We start from the raw sequence: 25892 nt of genomic DNA, 5'->3' as shown, positions 1-25892 counted from the left end.
AATAAGGGTGTACAAACGTGAGTGACCTGAATACTTCGGCACAGGCTGATGAAGTGCAAGCTGCAACCAAAACAACCCTAAGACCAGTGAGGTCGCGCTTGGGCCAATGGATTATGTTGGTGTTATTGGCATTGGTTGCGGGCGTATCAGTATTTTTATGGTATCAACATCAAGCTATAAAAAAATTGAATAGCGAGTTGCTTGAACAAACCCAGGCGATTGAAATTAAACGCAAAGCGCTTGAAGCAAAAGTTGCTGAAGATCTCGCTGCACAAGATAAGCAGGTGCAGGGCGATGTCACAGAATTAACCCAGCGTTTGGATAGCACAACGTCGAAAGTTTTGGCGCTCACTAATATGAGTCATGACGATTGGAAATTGGCAGAAGTTGATTTTCTGTTACGCATGGCTAACCAACGTATTTTGATGGAACACGAGGCCACTAATTCCTTGGCTTTGGCGCAATCTGCAAATAGTGTTTTGGCAGAAATGCAAAATGCCGATTTGTTTCCTGCCCGCAAAAAACTGACGGAAGAAATTGAAGCGCTAAAATTAGCGAGCAAAGTTGATCGCGAAGGCATCTATTTGCAATTGCTCGCTATTACCCAGCAAATTGAAAATATTCCCTTAATCGAACCTTTGTTTGAAGAAGACGAAGAAGCCATTGCGGCAATGGAGCAAGGTGAAGAGCCAACCTCTACCACCCTGTGGCAGCGTGTAAAAAATATGGGTAAGCATGTTTGGCATAAATTGAGTATTTATGTGCGCGTGCGCGACCAGGGCCGCCGTGTCGACGCAATTCTTCCACCCGAAGATCAAATGTATTTGAAACAAAATTTGCGTTTAATGTTAGAGCAAGCGCAAATCGGTTTGCTGCGCGAAGAACAACACGTTTATCAAGCGAGTTTGGACAAAGCCCAAAGCTGGATTCGCGATTACTATCCGTTAAATGATCAAGCGCAAATTGTGCTCAACGATTTGGATCAGTTAAAGAAAAATAATGTGCAGCAACCGCTACCAGATTTTTCGGGTTCAGCGGCGCTGGTAAAAGAATATTTGCGTCAGAAAGACCGTTTAGCTTTTAGTCGCCACGGAGGCAATTAATGAAGAAACTGATTGTCTTCATCATTATCCTCATATTTTTAGCGCTCTGGGGATTCGGCGTTATTTTGCCAGATGCCGGTTACGTGCTGGTTATCCTTGGGCAAAAAACAGTTGAAACCAGTCTGTGGTTTGCCTGTTTTGCGATTTTGGCCATTGCTGTTATTTGGTGGTTGGCAACTCGCTTCGTGCATGTGAGTTGGTCGATCGCCCAGCGCTTAACAGATTTTTTTGTATTCGGCACAACCGAGCGCGCGAGCAAGCGTGCAGCCAGTGGCATGATAGATTTTTTATCGGGTGATTGGCTGCAAGCACGTAAAAAATTATTGCGTACAGCTAATAAAGTAGAATCGCCATTGGTAAATTATTTAGCCGCAGCGCGTGCAAGTTACGAATTGGGTGATCACGAAGAAGCCGTAAAGATTTTGCATGAGGCGCAAAAAAAATACACAACTTTTTCTGTGCCTATAGGCGTAGCCCAGGCAAAAATGGAAATGCGCGATGGCCGTTATGAACAGGCAAAAATTATTTTGTTAAGTTTGCAGCAGCGCGCACCTAAAAATCCTCTCGTCATCAACAGCTTGCGTGAACTTTATGAAGTTCGCAACGACTGGCTGGCGCTAAATGACCTGGTGCCACTGGTTAAAAAATTTAAAGTCTGTTCTGTCGCAGATATATTCGCCATGGAATCGTCTATCGTCATCGGACAAATAAAACTGGCGAGTGAATCAGCTGAGCGCTTGGCAATTGGTGATCGCTTGCATGAATTGCGCAAAGCCTGGGGTAAGGTTGCAACTTATCAACAACGCATACCGCGCGTCGTTGCCGCTTACGCGCAAGCGTTAATGCACAATTTGCAGGATCAGGAAGCGGAAGTTATTTTGCGCAAAACCCTGAGCAAAACCTGGGATGACAGCTTGATCGATTTATACGGCGTGTTGCGGGTTGTCGATGTTGCCGAGGCAATCAGTAATGCCGAAAGCTGGTTGAAATATTACCCTCAGAATCCTTATTTGTTGCGCGCATTAGGACGTTTGAATTTGCGCAATCACTTATGGGGTTTAGCGCGCGATTATTTCCAACGTAGCTTGGTCGTGCAAAAAAATGCCGAAACCTACGCAGAATTGGCGCGCTTGTTAAACAGCTTGGGCGACTCTCAAAAAAGCACAGAAGTTTATCAAGCAGCTTTGCAATTAAGCGTACCTTCATTGCCGGATTTGCCACAGCCTAGTAAGTCTTATTAAGAGTTATTTGGTTAAGTAGGGAATCGTCATCCTCGCGTAGCGGGGATCCAGTGTTTATAAGCACTTCAAGACTTTAATTGTGGGGGCTTAAAATGAATGCATTGACTTATCAATGTTGTTTCTGCGGTGAAGGAATTGGTGATAGTTCCGAGAAATCAAATAAGGTAGATCCATGTTCAATTATCTTAATTGCTAATTGGACGAAGCATGAATCTGTGCAAGCAGAACAACAGTTTTTTGCTCATGTAAATTGTTTCAAAGATACCTTGTGGAAAAATGTCCCTGTCGAAGTTGGGGAGTTAGCGTTAGAGTTAGAACAGAAGTAACTAAATGACCCAACTGTTTTTTTAGCAATTAAAAGCTGGATCCCCGCTGCGCGAGGATGACGATTCCCAGTGCAGGCAAGTTTGTCGTGCTTCCTCATAGCAATATGTACATTTAGCCAGTAAAATCGCTCAATCTTTTCCAGCTCGTGTAAATACCATGGAACTCTCTCATCTCCTTCAGGGCCTTAACGAGGCTCAGCGCGAAGCCGTTTCGGCGCCGGCGTGTAACCAGTTGATCCTTGCCGGAGCTGGCAGCGGTAAGACCCGCGTGTTGGTGCATCGCATTGCCTGGTTGATTCAGGTGGAGCAGCTTTCGCCTTATTCAATTATGGCGGTGACTTTTACCAATAAGGCGGCGCGCGAAATGCGGTCGCGGTTGGATGAGCTTTTTTCCGAGAACCACACTCATGTAAACACTCGTAACATGTGGGTGGGGACTTTTCACGGTATTGCGCACCGTATCCTGAAAGCCCATTGGCAAGATGCCGGGCTACCGCAAAATTTCCAGATTCTGGATAGCGATGATCAGCTGCGTATGATCAAGCGCGTCTGCCAGAACCTGAATATTGATGAAGATAAATGGCCGCCGAAACAGGCGCAGTGGTATATCAGCGCCCAAAAGGATGAAGGTTTGCGCCCCCAGCATATCCAGGAAACGGGCGATCCTTTTGTGCGCACCATGCTGCAAATTTATCGAGCTTACGAGGCTGATTGTGAGCGTACCGGCACGGTGGATTTTGCCGAAATTTTGCTGCGTGCTCACGAGCTGTGGCTCAATAAGCCGCACATTCTTGAGCATTACCGCAACCGCTTTCCGTTTGTGCTGGTAGATGAGTTCCAGGATACCAACAGTGTGCAATACGCCTGGTTGCGGATGCTTGCCGGTACCCAATCCTGTGTAACGGCGGTGGGCGATGATGACCAATCCATTTATGGATGGCGCGGCGCGAAAATCGAAAATATCCAGCGTTTTACGCAGGACTTCAGCCATACCCAAACTATTCGTTTAGAGCAAAACTATCGTTCTACCGGCAATATTTTGTTAGCCGCCAATGGTGTTATCGCCAACAACTCTGGGCGCTTGGGCAAAAATTTGTGGACTGAGGATGATAAGGGCGAGCCCATTTCACTCTACGCCGCCTATAACGAACAAGATGAGGCGCGTTTTATTGTCGAGCGCATTCAGGATTGGGTGCGCAAAGGCAACCCTAATAATTCATGCGCAATCCTTTATCGTTCCAACGCCCAATCGCGGGTATTGGAAGAAGCTTTGTTGCGCGAAGGTATGGCTTACCGAATTTACGGTGGCCAGCGCTTCTATGATCGCCTCGAAATCAAAAATGCCGTTGCCTATATGCGTTTAATTGCCAACCGCCACGACGATACAGGTTTTGAGCGCGTTATTAATACGCCCACTCGTGGCATTGGAGGTAAAACCGTTGACGATATTCGCGCTTTTGCCCGTGAGCAGGGTTGTTCCCTGTGGCATGCGGCGGAGCAAATGCTTGAAAAACGTGTGTTCACCGCACGTGCTGGCAATGCGGTACAGGGTTTCCTGAATGTGGTGGATAAGCTAGCTCACGACGCCAGTGAAATTGATATTCACGGCGATGTACTGAGTCTTGATCAAATCGCACAGCGAGTTCTGGATGACACGGGGCTGTTAGTTTTTCATCAAAGTGAAAAGGGTGAAAAAGGCCAGGCACGTGGCGAAAACTTGCAGGAATTAATTACTGCTTGCCGCGCGTTCGATGCCGACGAAGAAAACGAAGAATTAAGTGTATTGCAGCAATTTTTGGACACTGCCGCCCTGGATGCAGGGGAAACCCAAGCAGATGAGTTTGAAGATGCGGTACAATTGATGACGCTGCACTCTGCTAAAGGTTTGGAGTTCCCGCTGGTGTTTTTGGCGGGTGTTGAAGAAGGATTGTTCCCGCATAAAATGTCGGCCGATGACCCCGACCGTTTGGAAGAAGAACGCCGCTTGTGTTACGTGGGTATTACCCGCGCTATGCAAAAACTTTACATCTCTTATGCTGAAACCCGCCGTCTCTACGGCAGCGAAACGTTTAATCAGGTTTCGCGTTTCGTCAAAGAAATTCCGTCAGAATCTATTCAAGAGGTGCGGTTAAAAGCCGCTGTAACAAGACCTGTGTCATTCAATCGCGCTTACACTCAACCATCTACCCGCCAACCTATGTATGACACCGGTGAAGGCACAGGCTTCCGCCTTGGCCAACGTGTTAAACACGCCATTTTTGGCGAAGGTGTTATTTTGCATTTTGAAGGCTCCGGCGATAATGCTGTGATCCAGGTGAATTTTAGTTCCGCTGGTAGCAAGCGATTGGTTATGCAATACGCAAAGCTGGAAGCGCTTTAATTTGAAATACCCGCTAAAAGCCCTGCCGGAAACGGTGGGGCTTTTTTATTTATGGCTCTTAAAAAAATGGTTGAGTGGATTAAGGTTCAATTTTTATAACGACAAGTTTGGTTTTTATGGTTCTAAGCAGAATAGGTTTTTATGAAGCTTAAGCCTGAAAAACGTCTTAGGTGCCAAAATTTATTGCATTTCTATTTTTTGTGGAGGTCGATCACATCCTGAGGTTCAGGTTTACGTAATGCAGAAGTTTAAACGACCAATTTGGGTGTTTTGGTTAATTTGTGGGCTCACAACAATATGCCGCAGTGCCACGGTAATTGCGCGCAAAGGAGAGACACATGCAACCCTTTCAACCGATCAGTTTTTTGCCATCGTGCAAGCCTGTAATTCTATTGTTATTTAGCGTGATCTTAAGCGCCTGTGGTGGCGGAGGGGGTGACCCAGCCACATCGCCATCGCCTAATCCGTTTACGCCATCCTCCACCGCTACGGCAAGTGTTGCCAGTTCAACTACGGTTTTGGTGGATCAACCGATTGGTTCATCTGCGGCATCACTTGCAGTTAGCTCGGTACCTTTGCAGGGTGATGAAATACCGCCCGGATCTTCAAATAACCCTAAACAAACAGACCGAAAATCCAGTAGTTCTGCGGTGGCCAGTACCGCAAGCTCAGTGATCGGCAATCCTGTTTCTAGTGTTAGCGGCGTCACGTCCAGTTCCTCTGTTAGCTCCGGTGTAGCAAGCAGTTCTACGCCGAGTGTTTCTTCAAGCTCCAGTAGTAAATCAAGCTCTTCAACGAGTAGCTCCAGTAAATCGAGTGCGGCTACGAGTTCCGCTAGCTCATCATCCAATGTGAGCAGTAGTTTAAATTCCAGCTCATCCCCAAGTTCCAGGAGTTCATCTTCAAGTGTCGTTAGTTCCAGCAGCTCCAGGTCGAGCAGCTCGGTAGCGTCTACAAGCTCAAGTGTGGCGGTGAATCCCAATAGCTGTTCCCCGGCTATAACCACCCCAACGCCCAATGTGCAAAAGCTCTTGCCCAAGGGGAGTAACTGCGCGGCCTTGGGCTATTCAGAATATGTGCCCGCAGCCTATGCAAGCCAAGGGGATTGGCCGTTAATTATTTCGCTAAACGGCGATGGGCAAGCCGGTAACGGTAGTGCCAGTGAAATCCAGAAAATTGATGACGACGGTTTGCCCAGGCAAGTCGCAATTAGCGCGTGGGATGCGAGCAAACGCTTTGTTGTACTCGCGCCGCAAATGAATTGGGAGACGCGTACGGCGGCACAGGTGAATGCGTTTATCCAGTTTGCCAAAGCCAACTATAAAGTTGACCCCAAGCGTATTTATTTAACGGCTTTGTCCGGCGGTGGCGGACCTTTTTATCGTTATATGGAGGCTTATAACGGGGTTGATATAGCCGCGGCTGTGCCGATTGATACGCTTTACAGCTTCTCTGGCTCGCCTGCGCCCTGCATGTGGAAGCAAGTTCCCACTTGGTTGTTCTTTGGTGAGAACGACGGAACGGCACAGGTGTTTAGCCATGCTACGGCGCCCTACAACGGCCTTAAAGCCTGTACGCCCGCGCCAGCAGTTCTGCCGCGCCTTACAGTTTACAGCGGCGTTGGTCACGATGGTTGGACGCGCACTTATGATCTTTCCGGGATGAACACCACCGTCGTGAGTGGCCGCGATGCTTACAACAAGAATGTATATGACTGGCTATTGCAGTACAGCAAGGGCGATAGTGTGGTGGTTTCAAGCTCCAGCTCATCCGCGACATTGTCCAGTTCGTCTGTGGCGACCAGTTCCAGCAGTTCATCCAAATCGAGCAGCTCGTCCAGCAGTGCGGTGGTTATCGTCAGCTCTTCTTCCAGTTCCCCCTCCAGCTCATCCTCAAGCTTGGGATTGACCAAAGTAGATCCTGAGTTTGGCACGCTCACACTGGTGGATAGCTTTGATCCCGTATCCCCCGGCACCCGCGAAACCCAAATGGAACCGGCGGGCGCGTTTACCACGCCGACCATTCTCGGCCGTCAGGCGCTCATGCTCACACCGCAAAATACCGCGGGCAATATGAAGGCGAGTTATGCGGCATTTGTAATAGGTAAAAACAAAGGTTTGATAGCGGGTAACGCTTATGTGCTGGAGTTTGACTACCCGGACGATGCGCCGCGCCACATGGTGTTTTTGAATCGTGGTGCAGATCTGGTCCGCACGGTTGCGACCGGTAAAGAGCTTGGCGATAACCGCGAGCAGTACGCCTATCCCAACCCGGAATCCATGGCCTATCCGCTCACCAATCAATGGAAAACCTACAGGTTCTATTTCACTTTACATGATCGCTTCCAGCCCTTGGCTGCGGTGCGCAATGAAGTGGATACCAAGCGTCCTTACGGTCCGGCTGATGGCTTCTGGGTTGCTGTGGGTCAGTTCAATCCTATCGGCAACCCCACCAACGAAGGTGCGGTTATGGGGCAGGTAAGGCTCTATTCGGTTAACAGCACGGCTAGCGCTGCCCTTGCAATCAATTACCCGCCCGGCAATTTGCCGCACAGACGCACCTTCTGGCGCGAGGAAATGAACGATAGCACTGCCCTCTGCCAGCGTGGCGACAGCGTGGTTAACACCGACCCCACATCGGCCACTTACGCGAATGCAGGTATCTGTAACCCCGCCACAGGCACCAGCCCCGGTACTACGACTAACACCTGGCTCGAATACAAAATGAAGCTTTCCAAAGTATTGGGATTCAACGTATTCACCAAAGACTTGCTGGAGTTCGGCCACAACCAGGGCTTTAACACCAGCAACTATGGCGGCGCCAAATGGTACTACTCCGCACGTGTCGCCTACTGGCCGGAGATGGTGCAAAAAGCGTCCAGCTACGGTTTGGAAGTTATGCCTTACTTTGAATATTACGGTGCAATGGGCGATGGCGAATACACCACCACAAGCTGCCCGAGCGAAGACGTAACCGGCAATAACTTCTGCGCTACCAACTTGCTGGATTCGGCCTATCAATGCAAAAAGCCCTGGGGCCAAACCCAGGCCAAATGCTATATGCCGAGCTACGGCTCCCAGAAGAATTGCGAGCCACTTACCCGTGTTGAAAAGCGCTACACGCCTTATTCATGGGCAGAAACCGCCTGTGTCGATGTGAGTGACCCCAACGCGCTGGTGGATGTGAAAAAACTTGTCGCTGCCAACGTACTCGACCTGAAAGATAGCGCCAATTTTGCCGGTGTCTGGTTCCGCACTCGCGTTGGCTCATGGCCTATCAACTTTAGCGATGCCGCTCGCGCCCGTTATGCCGCTGACCGCAATGTGGTAACTCCCAGCAAAGCAGATCTGCGTGCGAGCAGCAGTATGCGCTCAGACTATTACGCCTGGTGGAATGGCAAGCGCAAAGCCTACCTCACCGCAATCCGCGATTATTTGCGTGCGGGCAAGTTGGGTAACAACGGTGTTAGCAATGCCGATGTGCTCTTCACCAGCTATCACGAAGAAGGTTTGCCGATTCCTGCACCTAATTACGGTGATACCCGCGTAGTGACGGACGATACCAATTCCTGGTCAATCGTTAATGGCGATGGCCGCTGGCAGTATCGCTATAGCCCTATTAACTTCCTGACCTGGCTCACCGACAAACGCTACGAGACCACCTTGTCAGCCATGAACTTGCCTACCGACGCGCAATTTGCTGGTACCAGCGGTTTTGACGAGATGTCCCACGGCACACCACCTGCGGACCCGGCGAGCTACCAAAATGGTGAAGGCGTGCTTATGACTATGCCCTACGGCCGTCAATACACCATGGCTGACCCGGCACTGCTGCAAAAATTCAGCACTCAAAAAGGTATGGCGCTGGTTCGTCACTTCCCGCTGAATGAAGACGATGGAACCGGTGATTTTGCAGCGGACAGCGCCAAAGGCTCCTTCAAAAACTGGCCCATGAGCGGTCACTTTGGTTACTTCGTTAGCGATGTAGAGCGCAGTACGCCCTACACCATGCTGGCCGAAGTAAAAGGTGTCGCCAATGCCGACCCCTACTGGATTGGTTATCTTTCCAGCAACTCTTTCAACACGGGCGCACCCCAGGACTTGCGTCGCTTTAACGCTGCCTACCTCGCCTGGCCCGCACAGCCGAGCCTTAAAGTAACGGCGGCCAGCTCCACCAGCGGCGTCATAGTGCGCGATATGGTGACCTCGGCCGGTAAGTTTGTGGCCGTGTTCAATACAGATATGACGGCAAAAACCGGTGTGCAGATCAATTTAGGTGCTACGCGCATGGGTTCGGTGACGAGTGTGCAGGATCGGGTGACGCTACAGAATTTGGTGGTCACCGGCGGTACGCTCACGCTGGATTTGCAAGTTGCTGACTTTAAAGTGTTTTACGTTCCATAAATGCGCGGTGGCTAGCTCTTAGGGTTCGCCAGTGCTAAGACAGTGTTCTCCTGCTGTAAACCTTCAACCCGCTTCGGCGGGTTTTTTTATGATTGGTTTAGGCTTTGGTACTTAGCGAGCCAGGAGTGTCCATGGGCCTACATCGGGGTGGAAAAACCCGCATTCGCGGTAGGCGCGTGCGATGGTGCCTTTGGATTCCAAAAGTGCGAGGCCGCGCTCCAGGGCTTGGAAAAACTCCTCGCCATAAGGGTGTTTGCGGCTAATCGGCCAGTGACGTGAGCCTGAAATAGCCACTTTCACTCCTTTGATGGGATAGAGAGTTACATCATCGACTGCAATTGTCATTTGCGGAGTGGTTTGGAATGGCGCAAGGGTAATGTCAGCACGCCCGGCTTCAATCATGCGGGCGATATTGACCCAGTTGGGCGAATAGGTAATGCGGTTGAAGCCAAGGTCCTTCAAGGTTTGCACGTCGCTTTTCCACTGCGAGTTGGTCACTATATTGAGTTGGTTCAAGTTGTAGGGGGCGTAGTTGGTTACGCGTTGCAACTTCTTTTGGGTGGTGTAAACACCCACCACAAACTCACCTTCCTTAACCAGCGGGCGACTCACATGCAGCGCAGGTTTCAGCATGTCGATATCACTTTTCCACATGAGTGCGCCCGAGCTGACAAAGCGACCATCGGCTACGCCGCGCAATAGACGCAGGTAGCTCGGCTCCACACGCAGTTCAACTGGTTTGGTAAAGCCCCCCAAGCGCAAGGCCTGCATGAGCAAGGTGATTTCGACAATATCGCGGCGCGCGCCATCGGTGTTGAATGCCTGTACATCCACAGGATCGCGACCGTGTAAAAAGCGCTTGTAATCAGCGGGAATGTCTTCGTTAACGGCAACGAGAACCGCTTCATCGGCGTAAGCGCTGACATTTGCGGTCAGGGCCAGGAAGCAAAGCAGAAGACAAAGGGAAAATCGCACCATGGATATTTTGTTATTGGCTAAGGTAGTGCGAATCATCTGGTAAATGCCCCGCCGGGTCTAGCCCCGGCAGGCAAATTGGCGCTTAATTGATATGGTGATCCATATCGCGCGCTGGCTGCAGGCAAGGACTGGCGCCAATTTCACGAGCAGGCACGCCGGCGACTGTAGTACGCGGCGCAACATCTTTCAAAACAACGCTACCCGCACCAATTTTGGCGCATTCGCCAATTTCAATATTGCCCAACACTTTGGCTCCAGCACTGATCAATACACCGCTGCGCACTTTCGGATGGCGGTCGCCATGTTCCTTGCCGGTACCTCCGAGGGTCACGGATTGCATGATAGACACGTTGTCTTCCACCACGGCGGTTTCGCCAATCACTATGCCGGTCGCGTGGTCAAACATAATGCCCTTACCGATTCTGGCGGCCGGGTGTATATCCACCGCAAACACGCAGGAAATACGGTTTTGCAAAAACAGCGCGAGCGAATTGCGGCCCTGTGTCCACAACCAATGGGCGACACGATAGGACTGCAATGCATGAAAGCCTTTAAAAAACAGGAAAGGTGTTACCAGTGAGCAGCACGCAGAATCGCGCTCGCTTACTGCTTGCAAATCGGCACGCACGGCTTGGCTAATACTTGGGTCAGATTTGATGGCTTGCTCAATCACTTCGCGTACCAGCATCGCGGGCAAAGCCGGGCTGTCGAGTTTGTTGGCCAGGTGGAAACTAAGCGCTGCTTCCAAGGTATCGTGATTGAGGATGGTGGCGTACAAAAAACTCGCCAGCACTGGCTCGTGTTCGGCTTGCTTACGCGTTTGGCTGCGAATGGATTCCCACAGGGTATCCAGCGGAAGCGCGGGGGCGGTGGCGTTCATTGGGTGTCCTCGGTGGATCAAGTACCGAAAAAGTATAGAAAGATTATTGGGGTTGGCAGCTGTGCTGGCAAGTGTTGGTTGTCATGGGTGTTGGGTTTAGGGCAGTTTTTAATCCCCCCGGCTACGCCGACCCCCTTTTGCAAAGTGGGTTAACTCCCTCCCTTGGAAAAAGGGAGGGCGGGGGAGGGATTTCCTATCTATTCCCCGTCTGAAACAGCCTTTGCTTGTCGCGCGCCCAATCCCGTTCTTTCTCGGTTTCGCGTTTATCGTGCTCCTGCTTACCTTTTGCCAGGGCGATTTCGCATTTCACCAAATGGTCTTTCCAGTAAACCGCAGTTGCTACCACTGTGTAACCTTTTTGTTGCGAGGCCTCCTGCAACTTGGTGATCTCGCGGCGGTTAAGCAGCAATTTCCGGTTGCGCATAGGTTCTGCAACGTGGTGAGTGGATACGCTTTGAATGGGTTGGATTTGCGCACCTAGCAGCCAGGCTTCATCATTTTTGAAAAATACATAGCTGTCGGTAAGCTGCAATTTACCTGCGCGAATGCTTTTGACTTCCCAGCCTGCTAATACCAAACCCGCTTCAAAACGGTCGGTCAGGTGGAAATCAAATTTGGCTTTCTTGTTGAGCGCTATAGTGCTGCCACTATTTTTTTGCGAATTCTTTTTGGCCATAAGGTCTTTCAGACTCCTATCATCTAGCCTACTTCAGGCATCTAGCCCCAATTCATTTGCTCCAAATCCGCAGCCAGGTTAGGCCAGCGAAGAGCAGGGGGCGCATTATACGCAGACTTGTACAGAAATTTCGCGCCCGGGCGTGAACCGGGCGGACTTATGTTACGTGCATATTCTCGATACAATCCTGTTCCTGAGGTTTCCATTTGGAGTTTTGTGCGTGAAGCGACTTAAACAACATGCGATATGGGGGCGCGGCAGCTTTATTCTAGCGGCGACCGGTTCGGCAGTTGGCTTGGGCAATATCTGGAAGTTTCCCTATATCACTGGCGAGAATGGCGGCGCAGCCTTTGTGCTCTTGTATCTTTTCTGCGTCCTGCTGGTGGGCATCCCGATTATGATGGCTGAGATTATGCTCGGCCGTAAGGGGCGCTCTAACCCGATTAATGCCGTAGATAACATTAGCGTCGATATAGGCGCTACGCGGGTTTGGTCGGTTATCGGCTGGATGGGTGTAGTCGCCGGTTTTGTGATTCTCTCCTACTACTCGGTCATTGCGGGCTGGACGCTCGACTATCTGGTATCCGCCCTTGAAGGAAAATTCTCTGGCCTTAATGGCGATTCCTCGAATGAATTATTCAATGCGCTACTGGCCGATAAGAGCCGCTTGGTGCAGTGGCACACGGCTTTTATTGCAATCACGGCTTTAGTATTGATGTTTGGGGTTACCAAGGGTTTGGAAAACGCCATACGCTTTATGATGCCGAGCCTGTTTATCCTCCTCTTGATCTTGCTTGGTTACGCTTACACCACGGGTGAAATGGTGACCAGCGCACGCTTCATGTTCAGTTTTAATCCGGCAGATTTGTCCTGGAATTCGGCATTGATTGCCCTTGGTCATGCATTCTTTACGCTGAGTATTGGTATGGGTGCGATTATGGCTTACGGCGCCTATATGCCCAGCACGGCAGCCATAGGTAAGACGGTAATTACTGTAGCAATTCTTGATGTCATGGTTGGCTTGCTGACTGGCGTAGCGATTTTTGCGTTCGTATTTGCGACGCCTGGAATTGAGCCCAGCGGTGGCCCGGGGTTAATGTTTGTAACCTTGCCCGTCGCTTTTGGCTCCATGCCCATGGGTACTTTTGTCGGTATCGCCTTCTTCGGCATGGTGGTTTTGGCAGCGTGGAGTTCAACTATGTCGCTGCTTGAGCCAGCGGTGGCGTTTTTCCATGAGCGTTTTGGTTTTCATCGCATCAGTGCCAGTTTGCTGGTGGCGGGTGCGGCCTGGTTGTTAGGTTTAGGTTCGGTGCTTTCCTTCAACCAATGGTCAGATCAGGAGTTGCTCTGGGGCATGAACTTCTACTCCTGCCTGGATTTCTTTACCACCAATTTACTTCTGCCTATCGGCGGGCTTTTAACGGCGATTTTTGTGGGTTGGCGAATGAAGCGCGATATGCTCGCCCATGAAATGCAGCAAGATCATCCGCGCCTGCTAGCGGTGTGGCGATGGATATTGCGTTACGTTTCGCCAATTGCTGTGCTCGCAATTATTATCAATTTGTTTTTCCCGATTGCGACGCGTTTTGTCGTGGAGTAACACCTTTGTCTCATATTGTTAATCGCTCCGCCCTGGTCAGTTACTCAGCGCAGCAAATGTTTGATCTGGTCAACGATATTGAAGCTTACCCGCAATATATGGATGGTTGTGTGGGTGCAAAAATCCTCAAGCGCGAAGGCGATTGGTTGGAGGCGCGGCTGGATTTAAGTCGCGCAGGCGTGCATCAGAGTTTTATCACTCGCAACCATCTGCAATCCCCCGTGAGCATGAGCATGACTCTGGTTGATGGCCCTTTTAAATATCTACAGGGCGGCTGGAAATTTACTGCGCTGGCCGAAAATGCCTGCAAAGTATGCTTTGAGTTGGAATTTGAGCTGCAGAACAAATTAATAGGCATGGCGGTTGGCAAGTTGTTTGAATCTGTCGTCAATAAACAGGTTGATGCCCTCTGCGAGCGCGCCCGCAAAATATATTCTTAAACCTGATCTTTTCCTGAGCTTTGCTGTTAGAGAGATGCGCTGTGGCAGATTTCGATTTAATCACCGTGGAAGTGGCCTATGCCCTGCCGCATAAACAAAAGATCATCGCGCTCTTGGTAGAGCCTGGTACTACGGCGTCGCAAGCTGCCGAGCGTTCAGGTATCACCCAACACTTTCCTGAAATAGATCTCACTACCGCAAAAATGGGTATTTTTGGCCAAGCGCTTGGTACCAAAGGTTTGGAATCTGCGGCTAACTATGTTTTGCATGAAGGCGACCGCGTAGAGATCTACCGTCCCCTCAGCGCAGATCCAAAAGAAGCGCGCCGCAAACGCGCTGAAAGAAACGCCACCGCCCAACATTAAGCGCTTTCCTTCCCTCGTTTTTTATTATCCCCCCTTGTTTTTTATTATCTCTCCGCTGTTGCCAGCAATTTCCTTCCGTTTTTCTGCCCTTTTTCTGCCCCTCAAAAAATCTGCACTACACTGGATAGAGAACCACAGCGACCCTGATTGGCGCTGGCTTTGTCTGCATGAGATTATCGATGGATTTAGAAAATAAGCGGCTCTACAGCTGGTTGCCGTGGGTTATAACACTTCTCGTTTCTGCTCTCTTTGTGCTCTTGTTGCGCAATGAATTAGTTCATCAGGAACACGAGTGGCAAGAGCGCTTGCGTTTGCAGCAAGCGGCGGCTGAGTCTGCACTCAATGTGTCGCAGCAAGATCTCTTGCGCCAAGCCACAGCGTTTGCGCAGCTTATTTCCCAGGATTCTGCGGTTGTTGCCTTAGTGCGACGAGCGGCCGTCGTACATGAACGCGAAGGTGGTAATGGCGGTGATGAACAGAGCGCTGCGGTGCGCAAACAACTTCAGCAAGTACTTGAACATTATTGGATACGGATGATGCCTTTTGGGGTGCGTGAATTAAACGTTCACCTGGCTCCTGATGCCATAGTATTTTTGCGCGCAAATAAAATTGAGCGCTTTGGTGATGACCTATCCAAATCCAGCCCCTTGCTAATGTCAGCATTAAAAAGTGGCGTGATTTCCAGTGGAATGGAGGTTGGCCATTACGGTGCAAATTATCGTGCTATTGCGCCTGTTAGTTCATCTGGCCCCACGAGCGAAACTGTGGCTGCAGTAGAGGTGGGCCTTGGTTTATTACCGCAGCGCGATGCGCAAAAAGATCAAGGGCAAGCGGTGCTTATCAGCTCAACGCTCACCAACGATTTACTCTGGGGCAGTGCCCAGCAAGAAGTCATGGCCAACTCGAAAAATCGCTACAGTCAATGGTATGTTGAGTCCTACACCAATCCCCTTGTGAAGGAATGGCAAGCTAACGGAGTTTTCACCAATCTTGTGCTCGATAAACCAACTCCTACATTAGTTCAGGATCAAAATAAAACTTATATGCTGGGGCTAGTGCGATTGGATGGCTTCGCATTAGCTCACGCGCACATGGCCTCACCACATACGCTTCTGGTGAATTGGATTGATGTTACCGACGAACTAAATGCCCAGGCAGAGCAACGCAATAAAACAATTTTCAACTTTGTTGGTGTGTGGTTGTTTTCATTGGCCGTGCTTTGGTTTTTGTTCCGTTTGAATCGTCGCCACGTTTTACAACTGCTGCGTGAACACAGCACGCAATTGCAAAAAGAGCGCGATCTGAGTGAACAGTCCCGTCAACGTTTAACGCTTGCTTTATCGAGCAGTGAATCAGGTTTTTGGGAATGGAATATCACTAACAACCGCGCGCTCTTTTCCAAAGAATGGCGCGAACTTTGCGGTTTACCGGGTGGCGATGGCAGCGCTGATATAGAAGAGTGGTTGTCGCGTGTTCACCCTAGCGATAAGCGCGCAAGCTACACCGAGATGATTCGCCACATAAAAGGCGAAACGCCCATGTTTGAAAATGAATACCGTTTACGCATTGCAGATGGTAGTTACAAATGGATTTTCACGCGCGGTAAAGTTGTAGAGTGGCAGCCCGATGGCAAAGCTGCGCTTATGTTGGGGGTGTACACCGACATTACCGAGCGCAAAAAAAATGAAATTATTGTTATTCGCCAACAAGCGGCATTGCGTGCACTTAATGAAATTGCCTCACTGTCTGCGATTGATGCAGAAGAACAATTGCGCAGTGCATTGGGCGTGGGCTCGCGTTATCTGGGTTTGCCGCACGGTGCTGTTAGCGCAGTGCTTGGAAACCAATATCAAATAAAAATAAGTGTAGGCAAAAACCGTGCTTTCGAAAACACTGAGGCGGAAAAACGCGAGCAAGGAACCATAGCGCCGCTCTCCAATTATTTTTGCGAAATGACTTTGCGCAACAAAGATATTTTTTGTTGCGATGAAATTTCCAACAGTGAATATGCGAGCCATTACGCGCACAAAGAAAATAAGATTGATACTTACATAGGCGTGCCTATCTGGTTACAAGGAAAAATTTACGGCGTATTAAGTTTTGATTCTGAGCGCAGTCGCCATCAGTCTTACGATGAATTGGATCGCGATTTTATGCGGTTGTTTGCGCGCTGGGTGGGGGTGACTCTTGAGCGCTGGCAATACCAATCCGAACAACAAATTCTGATCGAGCGGTTTGAAAAGCTGTGCAATCAATTACCCGGGTTCCTCTATCAATTCCAATTGAATTCAGACGGCACCAGTTTGTTTCCGTTCTCCAGTTCTGGCATAGACCAAATATATGGCGTGCGCCCGGAAAACGTGTTTACCGATGCTACCTCTGTGTTCTCGGTTGTGCATCCTAGTGACGTAGGTTGGGTGAGTGAAAGTATTTCAGCATCGGCGGCAAGCTTAAAAGATTGGAATGCAACATACAGAGTATGCCATCCACGGCGCGGGGAAATCTGGGTGCGCGGTGAGGCGCGTCCAGAGCGCTTAAGTAATGGCGCGACTTTGTGGAACGGATATATTCAGGACGTTACCGAAGAAAAATTAGCGGCAATTAAATTGCAGGATATTAATGCCCTGCGCGAAGCTATTTTTGATGCGGCAAGCATCTCCATTATTTCAACGGACCCCAAGGGTTTAATTAAAACTTTTAATCAGGGTGCAGAAGATCTTTTAGGGTATTCCGCTGCTGAAGTGATTGATGTGTTAACGACAGCGCCCTTTCATTTACCAGAAGAAATTGCTGCGCGCGCCAAACTTCTTTCGCAGGAATTTGGAATTGAAATCCAACCGGGCTTTGATGTATTTACCACTAAATCCCGCGAAGGCGACAAGGATGAAAGCGAATGGACTTACGTGCGCAAAGACCGCAGCCAGGTTCCGGTGATTTTGTCTGCCAGCGCTTTGCGTGGTCCCGATGGTGAAATCACCGGCTATCTAGCACTGGCGCGTGATATCAGTGAAATAAAACGCATTGATCGCATGAAGAGCGAATTTATTTCCACTGTGAGCCACGAGCTGCGTACACCACTCACGGCAATTAGCGGCGCCTTGGGAATTATTGTCAATGGTGCCGCCGGGGCAGTTCCCGATACTGCCATTAAGATGCTTAACATAGCTCACAAAAATAGTTTGCGTTTAATTCACTTGGTGAATGACTTGCTGGACATGGAAAAATTGACGGCGGGCAAAATGCATTTTGAACTTAAATCCCAAGCCATAATGCCCATTGTTGCGCAATCCATTGAAGCAAATGCTGCTTACGCAGCGCAGTACAATGTTAAATTCAAACTCGTTAGCCAGGTGCGTGATGATCTGCGTGTAAATGTGGATGCTCAACGTTTGCAGCAAGTGCTCGCCAATTTTTTATCCAACGCCGCAAAATTTTCTCCACCCGCAGAAGTTATAGAACTGCGCATTGAATATTTCTACAACACTGTACGCGTATCAGTAATCGATAAAGGCCCTGGTATTCCAGAAGAATTTCGCGGTCGCATATTCCAAAAATTCTCGCAGGCAGATTCATCCGACACGCGTCAAAAAGGCGGAACTGGTTTGGGGCTGGCTATCTGCAAAGAAATTATTGAGCGCATGGGTGGGAAAATTGGTTTCTTTTCCGATGGCATAAAAGGTTCGCAATTTTATTTTGATATACCTACCGAAGAGTCTCCACATCAAAATCATCAGTCAGACAGTCATCGCCTTGCAACTGGTGAACGTTTATTAGTGGTGGAAGATGATCCAGAAGTTGCGGAACTCTTTGCTACTATTTTGCGTGGAAAAAATTATCGCGTCGACATTGCTTATTCAGGGCAAGCCGCATTGGAGCGTTTAGCGCTTTACGCTTATCAAGCTATGACTATGGATATTGAATTACCTGATATGAGTGGCCTTGATTTAATTCGACAATTGCGCAGCGATGCGGTCACCAAAGATATTCCTATTATTGTTATTTCAGCCAATCTGGATGCAGAGCGTATGTCAAATCGAAGGACATCTATGTTTTCTGGCGTTCAATGGTTACAGAAGCCCCAATCAGCTCTAGCAATTGCTTCTGCTGTTAAATCAGCGCTTTCCCACTGAAGGCATCAATATTATGAAAGCTGAATTGCCAATCAATGAATCGCTGCGTCTAAAGGCCTTGCAAGATTTGGCTATTTTAGATTCACCGCGCGAACAGAGTTTTGATGATGTTGCGCTTGCTGCCATGCACGTTTGCGATGTACCCGTAGCAGTGATTTCATTGATTGATAAAGATCGCCAATGGTTTAAAAGTTGTTTGGGGTTAGACGCAACAGAAACACCACGTGATCTGGCCTTTTGTGCTCACGCTATTTTAACGCCTGCTGATTTAACCTTGGTTGAAGACGCTACAAAAGATGTGCGTTTTGCTGATAACGAGTTAGTTACTGGGGAACCTTATATACGCTTTTATGCGGGAGCTCCGCTGGTTACCGCCGATGGTATGGCGCTGGGGACATTGTGTGTAGTTGATTATAAGCCGCGCCAACTTACGCGGGAGCAATGCAATGTTTTATTGGCATTGTCTCGCCAAGTTGTGCAATTGTTACGATTGCGCTCTGCACATGATGTTATCCAGGAAAAAGAAAAATTAGTAAGTAGCTTGTTAAAAAATTTTCCCGGTGCTGCCTATCGCTGCAGTAACGACGAAAAATGGACTATGCATTATTTGAGTGACGCTGTTGAGCAATTAACGGGTTACCCCGCACATGCATTTATGCACGAACCTGAATTAAGTTTTGCGGATCTTATGCATACCAGTGACGTTCTGCGGTTGAACGAAATCTCTGAACAAGCACTGCAAAATAAAACGTCATTTGAGCTTGAGTACGCTATTCGTCGCGCAGATGGAAATTGGCGCTATGTGCACGAAACCGGGCGTGGTGTTTTTAACAAGCAAGGCGAGCTGGAATTTATTGACGGCTTTATTTGGGATATACAAGCGCGTATCGATGATGAATATGAAAAGCGCGCAATGGCAAATAAACTTGCGCAACTTTTTGAAACAGCTCCCATAGGTATTTTGCAAGTTCACAGTGATGGGCGCATTTTAGCGACCAATCCTGAATTTAATAAAATGTTGGGCTACACCGAAGCTGAATTAAAAGGTTTAAGTTTTTTGGATATTACGCCTGAACATGATTGGTGGCGCAGCAATCTTGCAGTAGAAAGTATTAAGGCGACCGGGCGTTTTGGGCCTGTTGAAAAAACCTATTTGCACAAAAATGGCGACACTATTCCAGTCGAAATCAGTGGCTCCCTCATTAATATCCACGAAGGCCACGGACAAACCTGGTGGACATTAGTAAAAGATATTCGCGAGCAAAAACGCATGGATCGTATGAAGAGCGAATTTATTTCTACGGTAAGCCACGAGTTACGCACGCCTTTGACGTCTATATCCGGGGCTTTAGGTTTAATTTCCAGCAATGTTTTAGGTGTTCTGCCCGATAAAGTTAAAAGCATGCTGGATATAGCCTACAAAAATAGCCAACGTTTGAGTTATCTCATTAACGATTTGTTGGACATGGAAAAATTAATTGCCGGAAAAATGTCATTCGATATGAGCGAGCAGGCGGTTGCGCCTTTGGTGCAACAGGCTATGGTGGAGAACAAATCCTATGCGGATAAATATCAGGTTCGCTTTGTTTTGCACGATAAAGCACAAGACGCGCATATCCTCATAGATGCATTCAGATTGCAGCAAGTGTTGAATAATTTTTTAAGTAATGCTGCCAAATACTCGCCAGCACAAGCGCCTGTTGACATTTATATTGAAAAAATTCACGGCTACGTTCGTATCTCAATTCAAGATCATGGCCAGGGTATTCCAGAAGAATTTAAAAAGCATATATTCCAAAAATTCTCGCAAGCCGATTCGTCAAATACGCGTGACAAAGGTGGTACGGGTTTGGGCTTGGCTATCAGTAAAGAGTTAGTTGAACGCATGGACGGCCACATTGGTTTTGAAAGTGAGTTGGGGAAAGGCACGTGCTTTTACGCTGAGTTTAAATCTTTTAGTGAAGATGCTTCCTGGTTGCAAGGGAGGCATTTGCCATGATGATAGAAAATATCCATTTATTATTGGTGGAAGACAACCACTCACAGGCGATAATTTTGCGTGAGCATTTATTGAGTGTTAAGTCGCCCGCAATAAAAATAGATTGGGTGGAAACCTTGGCAGCGGCGAAAAGTTTTTTGCGGGGGCATTTACCTGATGTCATCTTACTGGATTTAACCTTGCCCGATTCAGATGGCATGGAAACCCTTAGTGAAGTTTTAGCTGTGGCGGATCGAACCCCTATCATAGTGCTAACAGGGCTCTCTGACGAAAAAATTGCAATGACCGCGCTGACCAAAGGCGCGCAGGATTATTTAATTAAAAGTAACGTAGACCAGGAAAATATTTTTCGATCAATACGTTACGCACTTTCGCGCAGTAAAAGTGAACGCAATAATTTTCTATTGGTGTCCGCGTTAAAAAACGTTCCATACGGCGTTTTAATCACTAATGCTCACTCCCATATTGAATGGTGCAATCCCGCATTTGAAAAAATATCCGGTATTAGCACTGCACAAGCTATCGGGCAGGTTTTGAGTAAGCTGATAAAGTTGAAGCCGTTGTCCTCAGGTGAGAAAAATCAAAATGGCAATATGTGGAAAACTTATGAGTTCGATAATGGATGGAGTGGAGAGGTAACTGCTCTGCACAAAGATCAGCATTTGCTTGAGCTCGATTTAACCATTTCTCCGTTAACCAATAGGCTCGGACATATAGAACATTTTATTGTCACCTTGCAGGATATTAGCGAACGCAAACGCGTTGAACGCATGAAAAAAGAATTTGTCTCCACGGTAAGCCATGAACTGCGCACCCCATTGACCTCCATTAGTGGCGCCTTAAGTTTGTTGGCGCACGATATGTTGGGCACATTGCCTGACAAAATACGTGAAGTGTTGGATATAGCTTATAAAAATAGCAAGCGTTTAACCCAGCTGATTGATGATCTACTGGATATGGAGAAGTTGTTGGCAGGAAAAATGCACCTCGACATAGAGATGCAAAATCTGTTGCCTCTTGTGGAGCAGACAGTAGAAGAGAATAGAGCCTATGCCGATAAATACGGCGTTGAGTATGAGATAAAAAATCAACTTGATGTTGCCATGGTGAAACTGGATGGCTTTCGTTTTCAGCAAGTTCTTAATAATTTTTTATCTAACGCCGCAAAATTTTCACCACGCGGTAAAAATGTCATTATCAGCATTGAGGATGTTTCTGGTTATCTACGTGTTTCGGTTCGTGATTATGGTGATGGTATTCCAGAGGATTTTAAAGTTCATATTTTTGAAAAATTCTCGCAAGCCGATTCTTCTGATAGCAGGCATAAAGGCGGTACGGGTTTAGGCTTGGCTATTAGTAAAGAATTGGTAGAGCGTATGGGCGGTAAAATTGGTTTTCACAGTGAGCTTGGTAAAGGCACTTGTTTCTTTGCTGAATTCAAGCGAATAGAAAACGCCTAAGCTTTTAAAAATTTTTGTTTATGAAAATGTTTCGATGATTTAACAGACTCTTAAGGACACAGATATGGCTACAGCATTAGATAAAATATTATACGTAGAGGATGACCCGGATATTCAGGCAATTGCCGTCATGGTGTTGGATGCGATTAGCGGATTCACCCTGGAACCCTGCTCATCAGGAAGTGAAGCCGTGAATAAAGCGGTTGCATTTAATCCGGATTTAATTTTGCTGGATGTAATGATGCCCGGAATGGACGGTCCAGAAACTTTGCAAGCTTTGCGTAAATTGCCGGAGCTTGCAAATACTCCCGTAGTATTTATGACCGCAAAAGTGCAGCCGCAAGAAGTGCAAGGTTATTTGGAATTGGGTGCGGTCGGTGTTATCGCAAAGCCTTTTGATCCTATGACCCTGGCAGATCAGTTGCGGGAAATCTGGGCGCGTGTTGTTACCAAATAAAATAGCGTAGCTATTTAACTACCTAACTGCCATCCAGTGTTCATGGGTTAGTTCTGATGCATGAATTGGTTCATCGTAAAAATAGTAAAGTATCAGCAGCGCTATTGTTAGCGCTTTTGTTGTTGCTGACTTTTTTTATTAGTTGGACTATGCATCGGCAGTCGCTACGTTTTATGCAGTTAGCATTTGATGCGCAAGTTGACGAACTCGTACAAAGCATTCAATTACGCATGCGTGATCATGAACAATTACTGTTGGGCGCAAAAGGATTATATGAGGCGAGCCAAACCGTAGAGCGCGATGAATTTCATTTATATGTAAATAGTTTGGATGTTTCAAAAAAATATCCAGGCATCCAGGTTGTTGGGTTTAGTGAATGGATAAAGCCCGACAAAATTGCTGAATTTACCACGCGCATCCGCGACCAGGGGTTTCCGCAATTTAATATTCGCCCAATGGGCAAGCGCGATCATTATTCCGCCATTATATTTATGGAGCCTTACACCAGCAGGAATATATCCGTGTTTGGTTTTGATATGTTTTCAGAACCGGTTAGGCGGCAGGCCATGAGTGCGGCGGTTGCAACTAACCAGGCGCGATTATCTGGCAAAGTTATTCTCTTGCAAGAGCAGTCTGGCAGCGTTCAAGCTGGTACCTTGTTGTATTTACCCATCTTTAATAAACATTCGATGATAGATACTGAAGCGCAGCGTTGGAATTCCCTTGCTGGTTTTGTGTATGCGGCATTCCGCATGGGCGATTTAATGGATGGCGTTTTACAGCAGCGCAAACTTAATATGCACTTTACCTTGTACGCAGGTGATTCTGCTGCGCCAGGGCAAGAATTATATGCTTCGGCAAAAACATCTCAGGAAAATTTTACGCCAGCCTACGAAAAAGTTCTTCATTTGGAATTGTATGGGCAGCCCTGGCTGCTAAAAGTTGTGAGTGATGAAGTGTTTGAGCGAAGCCATAAATCGCATTTGGCGTTGATTGTTTTTGCGTTTGGTGTGGTCATTAATTTTTTATTGTGTGCAATATTTTATGTTTTAGTGAACCAACGCCAACATGCACTTTCGTTGGCGCAAATCATGACCGAAGATGTACAAGCTAAAAATGCGCAATTAAAAAATAATCAGGAGCGTTTTGAACTTGCGTTGGAATCCTCTGCCATGGGCATTTGGAGTTTGCGTTTTGGCGATGACCATATGCAATGGGATTCCTCCATGGGTGCGCTTTTTGGTGTGCATACAGAAGAACCTATATCAACTTACGAACGTTTTCTTTCCTTTGTACATAAAGATGATCGCCAACGAGTATATGCTGAAATTGCACAGGCAATTGAAGGCAAAAAAGGTTATGACACTGAATACCGTGTTGTTTGGCCTGATCATAGTGTTCATTATTTGGCATCGCGCGCAAAAATTATTTACGAAGGTGACGACGCCGTGTCCATGATTGGTACCTGTTGGGACATTAGTGAACGTAAACGTTTGGATAAAGTAAAAACCGAATTTGTATCTACCGTTAGCCACGAATTACGTACGCCCTTAACGGCAATTACCGGTGCTTTAGGTTTAGCTGTTGGCGGTGCTCTTTGTGACTTGCCTGATAAGGCCAAGCAAGTACTGGATATCGCTTACAAAAATGCGCAGCGCCTTAAGCTACTTATCAATGATTTGTTGGATATGGATAAGTTGCTGGCTGGAAAATTGGAGTTCCACTGCGAACCGCAAACGCTTATGCCGTTAATTGAGCGAGCAGTGATGGAAAATCGCGCTTACGCAGACCAAATGCAGGTGCGTTTTGTTATTGCCCCCATGAGTGTGGCACCACGCGTTGATATTGAAGATATTCGGTTTCTACAAATCATGGCTAATTTTTTATCCAATGCTGCAAAATTTTCCAAACCCGATTCAGAAGTCGTTATTAAATTAAGTGTGATAGATGACTACGCAAGGATTTCAGTTACCGATACTGGTGTAGGTTTGGATGACGAAAGCAAAAGCCATATTTTTGAAAAATTTTATCAAGCGGATTCGTCAGACACGCGTAAAAAAGGCGGCACAGGTCTAGGTTTGGCGATTACTAAAGAAATTGTTGAGCGTATGAATGGGCGGGTAGGTTTTTCGTCAGTGTTGGGCGAGGGCAGTACATTTTACGCGGAGTTTCCGGTGGTGCATTAACGTCTTACAAGCCACTCCATAATTCATCCAGATTGCGAAAGCCCCAATCGTCTGGTGATTCGCGGCCAATAATTTTTTCCTTGCCAATAAGTTTTGCCAAGTCCAAGGTTTCTTGCAGAATAGGGGTTTTTAATTTTGCGGAAAAAAATACTTTTACTTTCGGCGTAAGCAATGATGTTTCACTTTGTTCGGTAACAACGCCCAAGCGGCCGCTTTCCAATCGCACCAGCGAACCCGTAGGATAAATCCCCACAGTTTTTACAAAGGCTTGAAAAACTGCTTCATCAAAATGGCCTTTGCTCCACTCCGCCATTTTGCGAATTGATTCGGCAGGTGACCAACCTTTTTTATAGGGGCGGTTGGATGTGATTGCATCATATACATCGCACACTGCGCCCATTTTTGCAAACAGACTGATGGTGTCGCCTGCCAATTTATGCGGGTATCCACTGCCGTCAACTTTTTCGTGATGATGCAAGACCACGTCCAATACCATGGCGCTAACCAAAGGATTGTCCATTAAAATATTTGCACCAATTTCCGGATGGGATTTTATGGTGTTGAATTCGTCGTCGGTTAATTTGCCGGGTTTATTTAAAATTTTATTGGGAATTCCCATCTTCCCCAAGTCATGCAGCAAGCCAGCCAGGCCAGATTCGCGCACTAATTCTTCATCCAGATTTAATTGTCGGGCCAATGCAATCATGAGCGCGCACACCGCAACAGAATGCATATAAGTGTATTCGTCCGCGTTTTTTAAGCGCGCCAGGCTAATGAGCGCATGGGGCTGGCGTAAAACTGATTCGGAAATTTCTTCCACTAATTCTTTTGCTTGTGCAACTTCAATGGCGTTGCCCATGCGCGCATCGTTGAACATAGAGATAACTGCGGCTTTGGATTTGCTACAGATTTTTTGCGCGATTCGAACTTCGTCATCCATGCTGGTTTTTTCCGTGCTTTTCACACGTAAGGTATCGCGCAGCATGAGTTCTGTTTCAAGTTCTATGTCAGACAGTGTTTTACCGGGAACAATTTCGTCAGCATCCAAACCTTTTGTTGTATTAATCCACACTTCTTTTATGCCGCTTTTAAGCAAGCTGTCCAAATCCTGTTTATCTTCCAACAGGAACTTGGTTTTAAAAAAAGGGTGTTCCATCCAGGAACCGCAAAGTTCAGTAATGAACATTCCCATGCGGACATCTTTGACGGCAATACGTTTGAGCATGGAGCAGAAACCTCGAGCTTGGCTGATGTGGCTCTTTTTTTGG

The 25892-nt window shown here is 47.6% G+C and carries 18 protein-coding genes; 13 read left to right on the top strand and 5 right to left on the bottom strand.

All coding sequences use genetic code 11. The features are described from left to right. Positions 1–17: 17 nt before the first annotated feature. The 4 genes from IE104_RS14420 to uvrD all read left to right on the top strand — a co-directional run bounded on the left by IE104_RS14420 (position 18) and on the right by uvrD (position 5050). Positions 18–1103, top strand: a complete 1086-nt coding sequence (locus tag IE104_RS14420) for a uroporphyrinogen-III C-methyltransferase (protein ID WP_189419806.1) — start codon at positions 18–20, stop codon at positions 1101–1103. After that, complete coding sequence (locus IE104_RS14415) at positions 1103–2344, top strand: heme biosynthesis HemY N-terminal domain-containing protein (protein WP_189419805.1); 1242 nt, start codon at positions 1103–1105, stop codon at positions 2342–2344. Before IE104_RS14420 ends, IE104_RS14415 begins: the two co-directional genes overlap by 1 nt. Before the next feature lie 92 nt (positions 2345–2436). Then, positions 2437–2670: a hypothetical protein gene (locus tag IE104_RS14410; RefSeq protein ID WP_189419804.1), complete on the top strand. Its 234-nt coding sequence runs from the start codon at positions 2437–2439 to the stop codon at positions 2668–2670. A gap of 157 nt (positions 2671–2827) precedes the next feature. After that, on the top strand, positions 2828–5050 hold the full coding sequence (uvrD, locus tag IE104_RS14405; RefSeq protein ID WP_189419802.1) for a DNA helicase II: 2223 nt from the start codon (positions 2828–2830) through the stop codon (positions 5048–5050). Positions 5051–5576: 526 nt separating this feature from the next. Here the strand turns inward: uvrD and IE104_RS14400 are convergent. Next, positions 5577–6056, bottom strand: coding sequence for a hypothetical protein (locus IE104_RS14400; protein ID WP_189419801.1), 480 nt, complete (start codon positions 6054–6056; stop codon positions 5577–5579). On the opposite strand from IE104_RS14400, the gene IE104_RS14395 reads away from it, so the two are divergent. Further along, a complete protein-coding gene (locus IE104_RS14395) occupies positions 6022–9453 on the top strand; it encodes a carboxylesterase family protein (protein WP_189419800.1) in 3432 nt (1143 codons plus the stop codon). The genes IE104_RS14400 and IE104_RS14395 overlap by 35 nt on opposite strands. 111 nt (positions 9454–9564) lie before the next feature. On the opposite strand, the gene IE104_RS14390 is transcribed toward IE104_RS14395, so the two are convergent. The 3 genes from IE104_RS14390 to smpB form a co-directional block, all read right to left on the bottom strand. Then, positions 9565–10467, bottom strand: a complete 903-nt coding sequence (locus IE104_RS14390; RefSeq protein ID WP_189419799.1) for a hypothetical protein — start codon at positions 10465–10467, stop codon at positions 9565–9567. Between the two features lie 46 nt (positions 10468–10513). Beyond that, entirely contained in the window at positions 10514–11311 is a 798-nt protein-coding gene (gene cysE, locus IE104_RS14385) for a serine O-acetyltransferase (protein ID WP_189419797.1), read from the bottom strand. 193 nt (positions 11312–11504) lie between these two features. Further along, positions 11505–11987: an SsrA-binding protein SmpB gene (gene smpB / locus IE104_RS14380; protein WP_189419795.1), complete on the bottom strand. Its 483-nt coding sequence runs from the start codon at positions 11985–11987 to the stop codon at positions 11505–11507. Between the two features lie 220 nt (positions 11988–12207). Between smpB and IE104_RS14375 the strand changes: the two genes are divergently transcribed. From IE104_RS14375 to IE104_RS14340, 8 genes are all read left to right on the top strand, one after another. Next, positions 12208–13587, top strand: a complete 1380-nt coding sequence (locus IE104_RS14375) for a sodium-dependent transporter (protein WP_189419793.1) — start codon at positions 12208–12210, stop codon at positions 13585–13587. Positions 13588–13592: 5 nt separating this feature from the next. After that, complete coding sequence (locus tag IE104_RS14370; RefSeq protein WP_189419791.1) at positions 13593–14027, top strand: type II toxin-antitoxin system RatA family toxin; 435 nt, start codon at positions 13593–13595, stop codon at positions 14025–14027. Between the two features lie 41 nt (positions 14028–14068). After that, positions 14069–14392 carry an RnfH family protein gene (locus IE104_RS14365; protein WP_189419789.1) on the top strand — a complete coding sequence of 108 codons (324 nt, stop codon included), beginning with the start codon at positions 14069–14071 and terminating at the stop codon, positions 14390–14392. 179 nt (positions 14393–14571) lie between these two features. After that, a complete protein-coding gene (locus IE104_RS14360; RefSeq protein ID WP_189419787.1) occupies positions 14572–18522 on the top strand; it encodes a PAS domain-containing protein in 3951 nt (1316 codons plus the stop codon). 13 nt (positions 18523–18535) lie between these two features. Beyond that, on the top strand, positions 18536–20521 hold the full coding sequence (locus IE104_RS14355) for an ATP-binding protein (RefSeq protein WP_189419785.1): 1986 nt from the start codon (positions 18536–18538) through the stop codon (positions 20519–20521). Continuing rightward, positions 20518–21981 carry a hybrid sensor histidine kinase/response regulator gene (locus tag IE104_RS14350; protein ID WP_189419783.1) on the top strand — a complete coding sequence of 488 codons (1464 nt, stop codon included), beginning with the start codon at positions 20518–20520 and terminating at the stop codon, positions 21979–21981. The genes IE104_RS14355 and IE104_RS14350 overlap by 4 nt, the downstream gene beginning before the upstream one ends. 64 nt (positions 21982–22045) lie before the next feature. Beyond that, positions 22046–22438, top strand: a complete 393-nt coding sequence (locus IE104_RS14345; RefSeq protein ID WP_189419782.1) for a response regulator — start codon at positions 22046–22048, stop codon at positions 22436–22438. 56 nt (positions 22439–22494) lie between these two features. After that, complete coding sequence (locus tag IE104_RS14340) at positions 22495–24624, top strand: CHASE domain-containing protein (RefSeq protein WP_189419780.1); 2130 nt, start codon at positions 22495–22497, stop codon at positions 24622–24624. Positions 24625–24628: 4 nt separating this feature from the next. Here IE104_RS14340 and IE104_RS14335 read toward each other — a convergent pair whose 3' ends face one another. Next, positions 24629–25849, bottom strand: coding sequence for a cyclic di-GMP phosphodiesterase (locus tag IE104_RS14335; protein ID WP_189419778.1), 1221 nt, complete (start codon positions 25847–25849; stop codon positions 24629–24631). Positions 25850–25892: the final 43 nt, after the last annotated feature.

The organism is Cellvibrio zantedeschiae (assembly GCF_014652535.1).
In the GTDB taxonomy this organism is placed as follows: Bacteria; Pseudomonadota; Gammaproteobacteria; order Pseudomonadales; family Cellvibrionaceae; genus Cellvibrio; species Cellvibrio zantedeschiae.
This window is presented reverse-complemented; position numbering and strand designations above follow the sequence as displayed.